The sequence below is a fragment of the Cognatiluteimonas telluris genome (assembly GCF_011320095.1).
Taxonomy (GTDB): Bacteria; Pseudomonadota; Gammaproteobacteria; order Xanthomonadales; family Xanthomonadaceae; genus Cognatiluteimonas; species Cognatiluteimonas telluris.
The window spans coordinates 1-12958 of the sequence record NZ_JAANOY010000042.1; the positions used below are offsets into that span (position 1 = coordinate 1).

Here is a 12958-nt window from a genome sequence, read left to right on the forward strand (position 1 = left end):
TCCACACGCGTGCTCCTCCGATCTGTAGCCGAACGTGCCGAAGCCGAACGTGCCGAAGCCGAACGCGCCGAAGCCGAACGCGCCGAAGCCGAACGCGCCGAAGCCGAACGCGCCGAAGCCGAACGCGCCGAAGCCGAGCGTGCCGAAGCCGAACGCGCCGAAGCCGAGCGTGCCGAAGCCGAACGTGCCGAAGCCGCCCGCATGGCCACGGCCGCCGCGGCCGCCGAACAGGATGACGCCGAACGCGGCCGCGCCGTCGAGCGCCTGATCGCGCAGGCGATGGTTACCGGCGAGGATCCCGACGAGGCGCTCGACCTCACCGACCTGGATTCGGAGTTGGTCGACATCTTCGTCGAGGAAAGCGTCGACCTGCTCGACCATTCCGACGGCCTGCTCGCGCAGCTGCGCGACAAGCCGACCGAGCGCGAGCCGCTGGTCGGCCTGCAGCGCGACCTGCACACCATCAAGGGTGGCGCGCGCATGGCCGGCATCATGGCCGTGGGCGAACTCGGGCACGCGATGGAATCGCTGCTCGAAGCGGTGGTCGACCAGCGCAGCGAGCTGGGTCGCGATGGCATCCCGCTGCTCGAGCGTGGTTTCGACCGCCTGCATTCGATGCTCACCCGGGTCGGCAACCGCCGCGCGATCGGCCTGCCGGAACACCTGATCGCCGAGTTCGATGCCCGTGCCCGCAATCGCGCGGTACCGGACGCCGCCAGCTTCGCAACGCCGGTGCGTGCGCCGCGCGTCGAGCACAAGGCGGCCGACGCCAAACCGGCCGAACTCAAGCCCCTGTCCGCGCCGATCAGCGATGGCGGCATGCACGACGAGGACGATGTCAGCGTGCGCGCGCCGCAGGAGCAGGTGCGCATCCGCGCCGACCTGCTCGACCGGCTCGTCAACTACGCCGGCGAGGTTGCGATCTACCGCGCCCGCCTGGAGCAGCAGCTGGGCGCGTTCCGCGGCGCCATGGTCGAAATGGAGCAGACCAACCTGCGCCTGCGCGACCAGCTGCGCCGCCTGGACAGCGAAACCGAAGCGCAGATCATCGCCCGCTACCAGCGCGAGGCCGAGACCTCCAACGAGACCTTCGACCCGCTCGAGCTCGACCGCTTCTCGACCCTGCAGCAGCTCTCGCGAGGCCTGGCGGAGTCCGCGGCCGACCTGACCTCGCTGCAGGGGTCGATGGACGACCTCACGCGCCAGTACGAAACCCTGCTGCTGCAGCAGTCGCGCGTCAGCTCGGAACTGCAGGAAGGCCTCATGCGCACGCGCATGGTGCCCTTCGATGCCCTCGTCCCGCGCCTGCGCCGCGTCTTGCGCCAGGCCGCGACGGATACCGGCAAGCAGGTCCAGCTCAAGCTCGATGGCGCGCAGGGCGAGCTCGATCGCAACGTGCTCGAGCGCATGACCGCGCCGCTGGAGCACATGCTCCGCAATGCCGTGGCCCATGGGCTGGAATCGCCGGAAGATCGGCGCAAGGCCGGCAAGCCCGAGGAAGGCGTGGTCCGCATCGCGGTCCGCCGCGAAGGCTCCGAAGTCGTGCTGGAAGTCGGCGACGACGGCGCGGGCCTCAACCGCAAGGCGATCCACAAGCGCGCCCTCGAGCGCGGCCTGATCCGCGACGACGCGCGGCTGGCCGACAGCGACCTGGACATGCTGATCTTCGAGCCGGGCTTCTCGACGGCCGACGAAGTCAGCCGCCTGGCCGGACGCGGCGTGGGCATGGACGTGGTCGCCAGCGAAGTCCGCCAGCTCGGCGGCGCGCTGGACATCCACTCCAAGCTCGGCGAGGGCACCAACTTCGTCCTGCGCCTGCCGCAGACGCTCGCGGTCACCCAGGCGGTGTTCGTGCGCATCGGCGAGATCAACTTCGCGGTGCCGATCGCCTCGGTGCGCGGCGTCGGCCGCGTGTCGCGCGACGAACTCGAAAAGGAAAGCGGCAGCTACACCTACGGTGGCGAGGAATACGCGCTGCACGACCTCGGGCTGCTGCTCGGCCACGCGCCGGCGAAGGCCGAAGGCCAGCTGCAGATGCCACTGCTGCTGGTGCGCTCGGGCGACCTGCGCGCCGCGGTCACCATCGACCAGGTGGTCGGCAATCGCGAAATCGTGGTCAAGCCGGTCGGTCCGCAGGTCGCCTCGGTGCCGGGCATCTTCGGTGCGACGATCATGGGCGACGGCAGCGTCGTGGTGATCCTCGACGTCGCTCCCCTGGTGCGCCGCCATGCCGCGTTGCCGCGCGACACCGTGCCGGCGCCCATCGTCGAAGCACGCAAGGTGCCGCTGGTCATGGTGGTCGACGACTCGGTCACCATGCGCAAGGTCACCGGCCGCGTGCTGGAGCGCAACAACCTTGAAGTCGGCACCGCAAAGGACGGCATCGATGCGCTCGAACGCATGGTCGACCGGGTCCCGGACCTGATGCTGCTGGACATCGAAATGCCGCGCATGGACGGCTACGAGCTGGCGACGCAGATGAAGGCCGATCCCCGCCTGCGCGACGTGCCGATCATCATGATCACCTCGCGGACCGGCGAGAAGCATCGCCAGCGCGCGTTCGAGATCGGCGTGCAGCGCTATCTCGGCAAGCCCTACCAGGAACACGAACTGCTGCGTAACGTGTTCGAACTGCTGGAGCAGGAGCAGGCCGCGGCGGACCGGGAACCGGCATGAACCAGGACACGGTGGCCGAGGCGGCGACGCGGGTGGCGCTGCTGGCCCGGAAGGGTGTCGCCTGCGAACGGCTGCAGGCCGCCCTGAAGGACGCCGGCGCCGACGTGGTGCTGGTCAGCGATCCGTCGCAGACCGACGCCGCAGGCGTGCGCAATGCCGGGGCGCAGGCGATCCTGATCGCGCTGGAGCCGGCGGTCGAGGACGCACTGGACCGTTACGATGCGCTGCTCGCGGATCCGACGATCACCGTGATCTTCGACGAAGCCGACCTCGCGGCGCAGCGCGAAGGCTGGGACGCGGCGCGCTGGTCGCGCCACCTGGCCGCCAAGCTCAACCGCCATGAACAGGTCCTTCCGCCGGGCGCCGAGCTCGAAGCGGCGCTGGCCGCGATGGCCCCGCCGCCGCCGCGCTATGAACGCCCCGAGCATGATGGCGACATCAGCGCCGTCGTCGTCGAAGCCGACCTGCATGCGCTGGAGCTGCCGCGCGACCTGGACGTCACGCCGCGGGTGCATCCGTCGTCGATGTTCGATCCGGTCGCCGCGGAAATGGATTCGTTCGAACTGGCCGACATTCCGGCCTTCGGCGAGCTCGTGCTCGAAGGCGACGCGTCGCCGACGGCCGATGATGCCCCGGCCGGCGAACGTTTCCGCCGCGACCTGGACGATCTGCAATTGCGGATCGCCGACATGCAGCTCGAAGACGCCCCCCCGCCCCGGCCGGCGGTGCAGGCCGGTGCGGTGCTGGTACTGGCCGGGATCGGCGGCCCGGATGCGGTGCGCCAGTTGCTGGCCGAGCTGCCTGCCGGGTTCCCGCGCGCGGTGTTGATCCAGCAGCGGCTCGAAGGCGGGCGCCACGACAAACTCGTGCGGCAGATGCAGCGCGCGACCCCGATGCCGGTGGCACTGGCCGAGGCGGGCATGGCGCTGCAGCCGGCGCACGTGTACGTGTTGCCTGCCGAGTTTGGTCTTGAAGCCGGCAGTGACGGCCAGGTGTTCCGCGCGGCCGAGGGTACGTCGACCGGCGACGCGCTGCTGGCGCAGCTTCCCGCGGGCGACAGTGCGGTCCTGCTGCTCAGCGGCAGCGACGTGGGCGCGGTCGATGCGGCGATGAACCATTCCCAGAAGGGCGCTCTGGTTGCCGGCCAGTCCGCCGACGGCTGCTTCGACGCGACCGCGCCCGAGGCGGCGGTCGCGCGCGGCGCGCAGGCCGGCACGCCCGCACAACTCGCCAAGATGCTGGCCTCGCGCTGGCCGTCCTGAGGTTTGCCATGAACACGACCACCAGCAACGACATCCGCGGCGTCCTGATCCAGATCGCCGGCGCGCGACTGTTGCTGCCCAACGCGACGATCGCCGAGGTGCTGTCGTTCGCCGATCCCGAGCCGGTCCCCAACGCGCCGGATTGGCTGCTTGGCCGCATCCGCTGGCGCGGCTGGCAGTTGCCGCTGGTCGCGTTCGCGCGGCTGGCCGACATTTCCAGCGAGCAGGGTGGCCTGGGCAGCAAGGTCGTGGTGCTCAAGGCGCTGGCTGCCAATGCGAAGACGCCGTTTTTCGCGGTGCTGACGCAGGGCTTCCCGCGCCTGGTGACCGTCTCGCGCAATGCGCTGGTCGCCGGTGACGAAGGCGAAGCCCTGCCGACCGGCGTACGCGCCCGGGTGATGCTCAACGAGGACGCCGCGCTGCTGCCGGACCTGGAGCAGGTCGAGCAGATGATCGGCGAGGCCCTGGCCGCGGCCGCATAGCCGGCGTCATCGGGGCTCGGCGGGCTGCTGCTGGATTGCTTTCCCCGTCGCGCCGGGTGCGCTGCGCCGACCCGGGCTACGGCTGCGTTGAAGGCGCGCATCCGTACACCGCGTATGCACCGCGTAGCCCGGGTAAGGCCCAAGTCCGCACCCGGGGCTTTGCGCCCCGCTAGGCGAGATCCCCGCGTAGCGCCTGCAATACCGCGATCGCCGCGATTCCCGCGGTTTCGGTCCGCAGCACCCGGGGCCCCAGCCGCAGCCCCTCGAACCCCGCCTGGGCCAGCAACCCGCGATCGCGCGGCGACCAGCCGCCTTCCGGACCGACCGCCAGCACGCAGCCAGTCAGTGGTGTCGTCGCCAGCGCGCCGATCGCACGCGCCGCCTGCGGGTCGAGCAGGTAACGCGGCTGGGCATCAAGCCCCTCCATCGCCTCGGCCAGGGGTTGCGACGGCGCGACCGCAGGCACGCTGGCGCGACCGCTCTGCTCGCACGCGGCGACCACGACGCTGCGCCAGTGCGCGAGCCGCTTGTCGGCGCGCTCGCGGTCCAGGCGCACTTCGCTGCGCTCGCTGCTGACCGGGACCACGGCGCCGACACCGAGTTCGGTCGCCTTCTGCAGGATCCAGTCCATCTTTTCCCCGCGTGCGATGCCCTGCACCAGGGTGATGCGCAATGGCGATTCGTTCCCGACCGCGACCGCCGCGTCCACGCGCACGCGCACCTCGCGCTTGCCCACGGCTGAAATCGTCGCGGCGTAATCGTGGCCATCGCCGTTGAAAAGCACACAGGCGTCGCCCGGCTGCAGCCGCAGCACGCGCGCCAGGTGCGATGCCGCGGCTTCCGGCAGCGCGAACCCGGCGCCCACCGCCAGCGGCAGGTCGACGTGGACGCGCGTCAGCCGCATGCCGGCCAACGCATCTCAGGCACGCGGGCCGGCGCGCTCATGCCGTCGCCTCATCGATTGCCGCGCGCGTGGCCTCGGCCAGCAATGCCAGCTGCGCCTCGTCGATGCAGTACGGCGGCATCCAGTAAACGATGTCGCCGAGCGGGCGCAGCACCACGCCGCGTTCCAGCGCGGCCCGGTACGCACGCAGGCCGACACGGCGCCCGGGCTCGAAAGGCGTGCGTTTGTCGCCGCCGCGGGTCAGCTCGAAGGCGACGATCATGCCCGCCTGGCGCAGGTCGGCGACATGCCGATGGCCTGCCAGCGGCGCCGCGAGCGCGGCCATGCATGCGGCGGTATCGCGGTTGCGCGCGATCGCGTCGTCGCCCTGCAGGATGTCGAGCGACGCCAGCCCCGCGGCGCAGGCGAGCGGGTTGCCGGTGTAACTGTGCGAATGCAGGAACGCGCGCTCGCGCGAATCGTCGAGGAAGCCGTCGTAGATCGCCTGCGTCGCCAGCACCGCCGCCAGCGGCAGGAAGCCGCCGGTCAGGCCCTTGGACAGGCACATCAGGTCCGGCTGGATGCCGGCGCATGTACCATCCGCCGCGGCCGGCGCCTGCTCGCAGGCGAACAGCGTGCCGGTGCGACCAAAGCCGACCGCGATCTCGTCGGCGATCAAGAACACGCCATGCGCATCGCACAGCTCGCGCGCCCGGCGCAGGTAGAGCGGATCGTGCATGCGCATGCCACCGGCGCACTGCACGCGCGGCTCCAGGATCAGCGCGCAGATTTCGCCGGCATGGGCTTCGAGCAGGTCGCGCAACGCGTCTGCGGCGCGTTCGGCGCACTGCGCGGGCGATTCGCCAGGCGCGGCGAGATAGGCATCGGGCGAGGGCGTGAACAGGCACTCCAGCAGCAGTGGCGCATATACCCGCCGGTACAGCGGCACGTCGCCGACCGCGAGCGCGCCGAGGGTTTCGCCGTGATAGCCGTTCTCCAGCGCGACGAACTTGCGGCGCTCGTGTTCGCCCCGGTTGTGGAACCAGTGGAACGCCATCTTCAGCGCCACTTCCACCCCCGCCGAGCCGTTGTCGGCGTAGAAGACCTTGGCCAGCGGCGCGCGCCAGCTGCCGTCGACGCGTTGCTCGCGCGGCGCGATCGCCAGCAGGCGCTCGGCCAGTTCCACCGCCGGTGCGTGCGAGAAGCCGGCCAGGATCACCTGTTCCAGCTGCCCCGCCTGCGCCGCGATGGCCGCGGCGATGCGCGGCTCGGCGTGGCCGAAGAGATTCGTCCACCAGCTGCTCACCGCGTCCAGATAGCGGCGCCCGTCGCGACCGATGAGCCAGGCACCATCGCCGCGCTCGATCGGCACCAGCGGCAGCGCGCGATCGCCGGACAGCCCGTGCTCGCGCATCTGCGTGCACGGGTGCCACAGCACCGACAGGTCGCGCTCGCGCCAGGCCGCGGCGGGGTCCGTTATCATCGTCTTCGAATGAATGGGCTCCTGCATCCGCGCATTATCGCCGCGAAGCCGCCACGGGCGCCCGTGCTCGTATCAGCGCGGCGCGGAGGCCGCGCGTGACACGCCGGCTGCCGACGATCCACGCGACGACCGAGCACGCCGCCGGGCCCTACCGGCTCGAACGGCTGGACCTGGAGTTCAGCAACGGCGAGCGCCGCCTGTACGAGCGCCTGCACAGCCGTGGCCATGGCGCCGTCATCGTGGTGCCGCTGCTCGACGATGCCACCGTGCTGCTGGTGCGCGAGTACGCCGCCGGCGTGCACCGCTATGAACTGGGCCTGGTGAAAGGCCGCATCGATGCCGGCGAGACCCCGATCGAAGCCGCCAACCGCGAGCTGCAGGAAGAAGCCGGCTACGCCGCGCATTCGCTGCAGGTGCTGCGCTCGATCAGCCTGGCGCCGGGCTACATGAGCCACCAGACCCACTTGGTGCTGGCGCGCGGGCTGTATCCGCAGCGGCTGCCGGGCGACGAGCCGGAGCAACTCGACGTCGTGCCCTGGCGCCTGGATGCGCTGCACGAACTGGTCCTGCGCGAGGATTTTTCCGAAGGGCGCTCGCTGGCGGCGCTGTTCATCACCCGGGAGTGGCTGCAGCACATGGATCGCACCGATGCCGACGCATGACATGCACGCGCTGCGCGAGGCGATCATCGCCCTCGCGCGCGAAGCGGCCGCGAAGATCCTCGCGATCTACCACAGCGATTTCGCGGTCGAGCACAAGGACGACCGCTCGCCGCTGACCGCGGCCGATCTCGCCGCGCATCACTGCATCGTCGAAGGCCTCGAGCGGTTGACGCCGGACATCCCGGTGTTGTCGGAGGAATCGGCCGAGGACATCCCGGCGCTGGTGCGTCGGCGCTGGTCGCGGCTGTGGCTGGTCGATCCGCTCGACGGCACCCGCGAGTTCGTCAAGCGCAATGGCGAGTTTACGGTCAACATCGCTCTGATCGACGAGGGTGTGCCGACGCTTGCGGTCGTGCAGGCGCCGGTGACCGGCGTGCTCTGGCATGGCCTGCGCGGCGCGGGCGCGTTCCGCCGCGATGGCGACGTCGACCACGCGATCGCCACCCGCAGGCCGGCAGCGCCGCCACTGCGCATCGCCGCCAGCCGTTCGCACGCCGATCCGCGCACCACGGCGCTGATGCAGAAGATCGGCGACGTCGAATCGGTGCCGCTGGGCTCGTCGCTGAAATTCTGCCGGATCGCCGAAGGCGGCATGGATGTCTACCCGCGCTTCGGCCCCACCAGCGAGTGGGACACCGCGGCCGGGCAGTGCGTGCTGGAAGCCTCCGGCGGCGTGGTGATGGATCCCCGGGGCCGTCCGCTGCGTTACAACCAGCGCGACACCATCCTCAACGGCGACTTCCTCGCCCTCGGCGATCCGGCCTTGCCATGGCGGCGATGGCTGGCCTGAGCGCCTGGGTTGCCCGTCGCACTCCCGCAGCCGGGGCAGGCGCTGCGCCCCCGGAATCGTCCACCCGTGGACGGAACCTGCGGGCGCAGGATCAACGCACTCATCCCGGATGCGCTGCCACCATCAGGGCGACAAGTGACACCTGGAGGACCCCGAATGCCGCCTGACCGCAACGCACGCATCGACGACCTGCTCGCGATCATGGCGCGCTTGCGCGATCCCGCGGACGGCTGCCCGTGGGACCGCGAACAGACCTTCGCCACCATCGCGCCGTACACGATCGAGGAAGCCTACGAAGTCGCCGACGCGATCGATCGCAACGACATGCCCGGCCTGCGCGACGAGCTCGGCGACCTGCTGCTGCAGGTGGTCTTCCATGCGCGCATGGCGCAGGAACAGGGCGCGTTCGGATTCGACGACGTGGTCGACGCGATCTGCGACAAGATGATCCGCCGCCATCCGCATGTCTTCGCCGGCACGCGCCTGGACGATGCGGCGGGGCAGGCGCGCGCGTGGGACGAGCACAAGCGCGCCGAACGCGCGGCCAGCGGCGACGCCGACACCTCCGCGCTCGCCGGCATCGCCCGCGGCCTGCCCGAATGGCAGCGCGCGCTGAAGCTGCAGCAGCGCGCCGCGCGAGTCGGATTCGACTGGCCGGATCCCACGCCGGTGATCGCCAAGCTGCACGAGGAAATCGACGAGGTGCGCGCCGAGTTCGCCGCCATCGCGCAGGCGCCGGGCGATGCCGCGGCGCAGTCGCGGCTCGAGGACGAGATCGGCGACCTGCTGTTCGTGTGCGCCAACCTCGCGCGCCATGCGCGGGTCGATCCAGGCACCGCGCTGCGTCGCGCCAACCGCAAGTTCGAAGGTCGCTTCCGTGCCATGGAAGCGCTGGCCGCGGCCGACGGCATCGCACTGGCGACGCAGCCGCTCGCGGTGCAGGATCGCTACTGGGATCGCGCCAAGGCGCAGGAGAAGGAGGCTGCCCGATGAACACGCGCCGCTTCGCCAGTTTCCGCGAGTTCTACCCGTTCTACCTGTCCGAGCACGCCAATCGCACCTCGCGGCGGCTGCATTTCATCGGCAGTTGCGGCGTTCTGGCGCTGCTGGCGACGACGCTACTCACGCGCGATGCACGCTGGCTCATCGGCGCGCTCGGCTGTGGTTACGGCTTCGCGTGGGTCGGTCATTTCGTCTTCGAAAGGAACCGGCCAGCGACCTTCCGGCACCCTTTCTACTCGTTCGCCGGCGACTGGGTCATGTTCAGGGACATCCTGCTGCGGCGCCTGCCTTGGTAGCCCTCCGCGGGTCTCTTGGCCGCCCCCCGGCCGTCTTCACACGCCGCCAACGTGTGAAGAGGCAACGTTTCACAAAGCTGAAGCCAAGGGGACACCCACATGCGTGCATCGCAAGAACCCGCCGGTCTGGTCCTGATCGTCGAAGACAACCGCAACATCTCGGAAATGGTCGGTGAATTCCTGGAAGGCCGGGGTTTCGAGGTCGATTACGCCTCCGACGGCCTGGACGGCTACCGGCTCGCCTCCGAGAACAGCTACGACGTGGTCGTGCTGGACCTGATGTTGCCGCGCCTGGACGGCGTGGAGGTCTGCAAGCGGCTGCGCGAGGAAGCCCGCAAGTCGACGCCGGTACTGATGTTGACCGCGCGCGACACCCTGGACGAGAAGCTCACCGGGCTTTCGGCGGGCGCGGACGACTACCTGACCAAGCCCTTCGCGATCCAGGAACTGGAGGCGCGACTGCGCGCCCTGATCCGTCGCGAGCGCCGCCAGGTCGGATCCGAGGTGCTCAAGGTCGCTGACCTCGTGCTCGATCCGGCCAGCCTGCGCGCGACCCGCGGCGGGGTCGAGCTGCAGCTGTCGCCGATCGGGCTGAAGCTGCTGACGATCCTGATGCGCGAATCCCCGCGCGTGGTCAGCCGCCAGGAGATCGAGCGCGAGATCTGGGGCAACGGCCTGCCGGACTCCGACACCCTGCGCAGCCACCTCTACAACCTGCGCAAGACGATCGACAAGCCGTACGAGAAACCGCTGCTGCACACCGTGCAGAGTGCCGGCTACCGCATCGCGGACATCGAACAGCCGCCGCTCTGAGGGCGCGTCACCGGGCGACACGATGTCACAGGGGCTCCCGCGGAGGCTGAGGTTCGCCTTCCTGATGCAGGTGATGATGGCCAGCCTGGTCATCGTCGCGGGCGCCTACGCCGCGATCCAGGTGACCAAGCAGCAGATCGCAAGTGGCCTGCTGCGCGAGGAAGCCGCCTACTTCTGGGCCCAGCGCGCCGCCGAGCCGACGCGATTGGCGCCCGATGGGGCGATCCTGCATGGTTACGCCGTGCCGATCGGCGCATCGGCGGCGGCCCTTCCGGAGGCGCTGCGTTCGCTGGGCCCCGGACTGCACAACCTGCCCGATTCACTGGTGCTGGTCGAGCGCCATGACGACGTTCAGCTCTACCTGACCTATCCACGCTCGCGGATCGACGAAATCGCCATGCGCCTGGTCGCCTCGCCGGTACTGCTGTCGCTGCTGGCGGTGGTGCTCAGTTCATGGCTGACCTACCGCATCGCCAAGCGCATGACCGCTCCGCTGCAATGGCTGGCGCAGGAGGTCCGGCGCTGGGATCCCCGCGACCCGGACACCAGCGCCTTGGCGCCGGACAAGCTACCGGTCGATGCCGGGATCGAAACCCGGCAGCTGGCCGGCGCATTGCAGCGAATGGGCGAGCGCATGCGCCTGTTCGTGCATCGCGAGCGTGATTTCACCCGCGACGCCAGCCACGAGCTGCGTACCCCCCTGACCGTCATCCGCGTCGCCACCGACCTCATGCAGAGCGATCCGGACCTGCCCGAGCGCGTGCACCGGTCGCTGGCGCGGACGCAGCGCGCCGTGCGCGACATGGAAGCGGTGGTCGATGCCTTCCTCCTGCTCGCGCGCGAGGGCGAGATCGAGCCCCAGCGCGAGGACTTCCTGGTCGCCGACGTGGTCGATGAGGAGGTCGAGAAGGCCAGGCCGATGCTGGCCGGCAAGCAGGTGGAACTGGTCGTCGAAACACGTGCGTCGCCGCGCCTGCATGCCTCGCCGCGCGTGCTGGGGGTGATGGTCGGCAACCTGCTGGCCAATGCCTGCGTTTTCACCACCCGCGGATCGATCGACATCACCATTGCCAGCGACCGCGTGGTGATCCGGGATACCGGCATCGGCATGTCGCCCGAGACCCTGCAACGCGCGTTCGACCCGTTCTTCCGCGGCGACCAGGCCAATCCGGCCGGTCGCGGCATGGGCCTGTCGATCGTGCGCCAGCTGGGCGATCGCTTCCACTGGCCGGTGAACCTGGAGAGCACCTCCGGCGCGGGCACGACGGCAACGATCCGCTTCAACACCGCCCTGGACGATTGACGCACAGGTTCGCGCGTCGTCAACGCCGCGACCAGCCGCGCGTTAGCCTGCCAGCCCAACCCCGGCCCGGATTCCATGAGCAAACCCGTCGTGCGCCCCCGTCGCGATGCCCGGCGCCTGCTGGCCGGACTCGCCGCCATGGTTGTCGTCGCGGCGATCGCCTGGGCCTGGCATGCGCGCCACGCGGCCGCGGATGCCGGCGGCTATCGGACCGCGGTGGTGGATCGTGGCGACATCCGCGTGGCGATTTCGGCCACCGGCACCCTCAGCGCGATTTCGACGGTCGACGTCGGCAGCCAGATCTCCGGCCAGGTGACGGCGGTGCTGGCGGATTTCAACGATCACGTCGACAAGGACCAGGTGCTGGCACGGATCGACCCCAGCACCTACCAGGCGCAGATCGCGCAGGGCGCGGCTGGGGTCGGCAGTGCCCGCGCCAACCTCGCCAGCGCGCAGGCAACGCTGCACAACGCCGAAGCCGACTACGCGCGCAAGTCCGCGCTGGCATCGCAGCAACTGGTGGCGCGCAGCGATGCCGACCTCGCGCGCACCGCCCGCGACCAGGCCCATGCCCAGGTCGCCGCCGCCAGCGCGCAGATCACCCAGCAGCAGGCGTCCACGCGGACCGCGCGGCTGAACCTGCAGCGCACCGTCATCCGCTCGCCGGTCGAAGGCGTGGTCGTCACGCGCACGGTCGAGCCCGGGCAGACGGTGGCGGCGAGCCTGCAGGCGCCGGTGCTGTTCCAGATCGCCGAGGACCTGTCGAAGATGCAGATCATCCTCGCCGTCGACGAAGCGGACATCGGCCAGGTCAAGGCCGACCAGCAGGTGTCCTTCGGCGTCGATGCCTTCCCCGACCGGCAATATCGCGGCGACGTGCAGCAGGTGCGGCTGTCGGCCACCAACACAAACAACGTCATCACCTATCCGGTCGTGGTCGCGGTGGACAACAGCGACCGCAGCCTGCTGCCGGGGATGACCGCCAATGCCGAGATCGAGGTCAGTCGCCGCGACAACGTGCTGCGCGTGCCCAACAGCGCGCTGCGCTACAAGCCTGCGGATGTGGACGCCAGCGCGGCGACCGCAGCGGGGACGCCTGCCGCGCGCGGCGCGGGGATGGGCGACGCGCTGTCTTCGCTGGCGCGGTCGCTGCAGTTGGACGCGAGCCAGCAGGCGGCCTTCGATGCCGCGATCGCGGCGATGCAGCAGCGCGCGGCCGCCCGGCGCGGCGCGCCAACGCCGGTCGCGGGCAGTGGCGGCGCGTCGCTGTTCGGTGGCCGCGGTGGTGGGCAGCGTCGTGCCGGCG

General features: G+C 70.3%; 12 protein-coding genes and 1 pseudogene. 10 read left to right on the plus strand and 3 right to left on the minus strand.

Features of this window, described 5'->3' with window-relative positions; genetic code table 11:
- Nucleotides 1-139: pseudogene (locus G7B67_RS13650) on the minus strand (pentapeptide repeat-containing protein); the annotation flags it as partial.
- Between the two features lie 197 nt (nt 140-336).
- Between G7B67_RS13650 and G7B67_RS12245 the strand changes: the two are divergent.
- From G7B67_RS12245 to G7B67_RS12255, 3 genes are read left to right on the plus strand one after another with little or no spacing between them, the layout of a single operon-like run.
- The gene (locus G7B67_RS12245) at nt 337-2676 is read left to right on the plus strand and encodes a response regulator (RefSeq protein ID WP_425482450.1); all 2340 of its coding nucleotides are present in this window, start codon (nt 337-339) and stop codon (nt 2674-2676) included.
- On the plus strand, nt 2673-3938 hold the full coding sequence (locus G7B67_RS12250) for a chemotaxis protein CheB (protein WP_166212832.1): 1266 nt from the start codon (nt 2673-2675) through the stop codon (nt 3936-3938). The genes G7B67_RS12245 and G7B67_RS12250 overlap by 4 nt, the downstream gene beginning before the upstream one ends.
- Before the next feature lie 8 nt (nt 3939-3946).
- Nucleotides 3947-4420, plus strand: a complete 474-nt coding sequence (locus G7B67_RS12255; RefSeq protein ID WP_166212834.1) for a chemotaxis protein CheW — start codon at nt 3947-3949, stop codon at nt 4418-4420.
- 169 nt (nt 4421-4589) lie between these two features.
- On the opposite strand, the gene G7B67_RS12260 is transcribed toward G7B67_RS12255, so the two are convergent.
- Nucleotides 4590-5324 (minus strand): 16S rRNA (uracil(1498)-N(3))-methyltransferase, encoded by a 735-nt coding sequence (locus G7B67_RS12260; RefSeq protein WP_166212836.1) that lies wholly within the window; start codon nt 5322-5324, stop codon nt 4590-4592.
- A 37-nt stretch (nt 5325-5361) separates the two neighbouring features.
- Complete coding sequence (gene bioA, locus G7B67_RS12265) at nt 5362-6786, minus strand: adenosylmethionine--8-amino-7-oxononanoate transaminase (protein WP_243412371.1); 1425 nt, start codon at nt 6784-6786, stop codon at nt 5362-5364.
- A gap of 95 nt (nt 6787-6881) precedes the next feature.
- Between bioA and nudE the strand changes: the two genes are divergently transcribed.
- The 7 genes from nudE to G7B67_RS12300 form a co-directional block, all read left to right on the plus strand.
- A complete protein-coding gene (gene nudE / locus G7B67_RS12270; protein WP_166212840.1) occupies nt 6882-7448 on the plus strand; it encodes an ADP compounds hydrolase NudE in 567 nt (188 codons plus the stop codon).
- Nucleotides 7435-8238, plus strand: coding sequence for a 3'(2'),5'-bisphosphate nucleotidase CysQ (gene cysQ / locus G7B67_RS12275; protein ID WP_243412372.1), 804 nt, complete (start codon nt 7435-7437; stop codon nt 8236-8238). Before nudE ends, cysQ begins: the two co-directional genes overlap by 14 nt.
- 156 nt (nt 8239-8394) lie before the next feature.
- Complete coding sequence (gene mazG / locus G7B67_RS12280; RefSeq protein ID WP_166212842.1) at nt 8395-9231, plus strand: nucleoside triphosphate pyrophosphohydrolase; 837 nt, start codon at nt 8395-8397, stop codon at nt 9229-9231.
- Nucleotides 9228-9536, plus strand: coding sequence for an Mpo1-like protein (locus tag G7B67_RS12285; protein ID WP_166212844.1), 309 nt, complete (start codon nt 9228-9230; stop codon nt 9534-9536). Before mazG ends, G7B67_RS12285 begins: the two co-directional genes overlap by 4 nt.
- A gap of 99 nt (nt 9537-9635) precedes the next feature.
- Entirely contained in the window at nt 9636-10349 is a 714-nt protein-coding gene (locus G7B67_RS12290) for a response regulator transcription factor (RefSeq protein ID WP_166212846.1), read from the plus strand.
- Between the two features lie 22 nt (nt 10350-10371).
- Complete coding sequence (locus G7B67_RS12295; RefSeq protein ID WP_166212848.1) at nt 10372-11652, plus strand: sensor histidine kinase; 1281 nt, start codon at nt 10372-10374, stop codon at nt 11650-11652.
- Nucleotides 11653-11727: 75 nt separating this feature from the next.
- Nucleotides 11728-12958, plus strand: a 1231-nt coding sequence (locus tag G7B67_RS12300) for an efflux RND transporter periplasmic adaptor subunit (RefSeq protein WP_166212850.1), incomplete at its 3' end; no start/stop codon positions are given.

Excerpts from the sequence above, each read along its gene's own strand:
- G7B67_RS12260 (WP_166212836.1), bottom strand. The coding sequence starts at position 5,324 with ATGCGGCTGACGCGCGTCCACGTCGACCTGCCGCTGGCGGTGGGCGCC.
- cysQ (WP_243412372.1), top strand. The coding sequence starts at position 7,435 with ATGCCGACGCATGACATGCACGCGCTGCGCGAGGCGATCATCGCCCTC.
- G7B67_RS12295 (WP_166212848.1), top strand. The coding sequence starts at position 10,372 with ATGTCACAGGGGCTCCCGCGGAGGCTGAGGTTCGCCTTCCTGATGCAG.
- mazG (WP_166212842.1), top strand. The coding sequence starts at position 8,395 with ATGCCGCCTGACCGCAACGCACGCATCGACGACCTGCTCGCGATCATG.
- G7B67_RS12285 (WP_166212844.1), top strand. The coding sequence starts at position 9,228 with ATGAACACGCGCCGCTTCGCCAGTTTCCGCGAGTTCTACCCGTTCTAC.
- bioA (WP_243412371.1), bottom strand. The coding sequence starts at position 6,786 with ATGATAACGGACCCCGCCGCGGCCTGGCGCGAGCGCGACCTGTCGGTG.
- G7B67_RS12255 (WP_166212834.1), top strand. The coding sequence starts at position 3,947 with ATGAACACGACCACCAGCAACGACATCCGCGGCGTCCTGATCCAGATC.
- G7B67_RS12250 (WP_166212832.1), top strand. The coding sequence starts at position 2,673 with ATGAACCAGGACACGGTGGCCGAGGCGGCGACGCGGGTGGCGCTGCTG.
- G7B67_RS12290 (WP_166212846.1), top strand. The coding sequence starts at position 9,636 with ATGCGTGCATCGCAAGAACCCGCCGGTCTGGTCCTGATCGTCGAAGAC.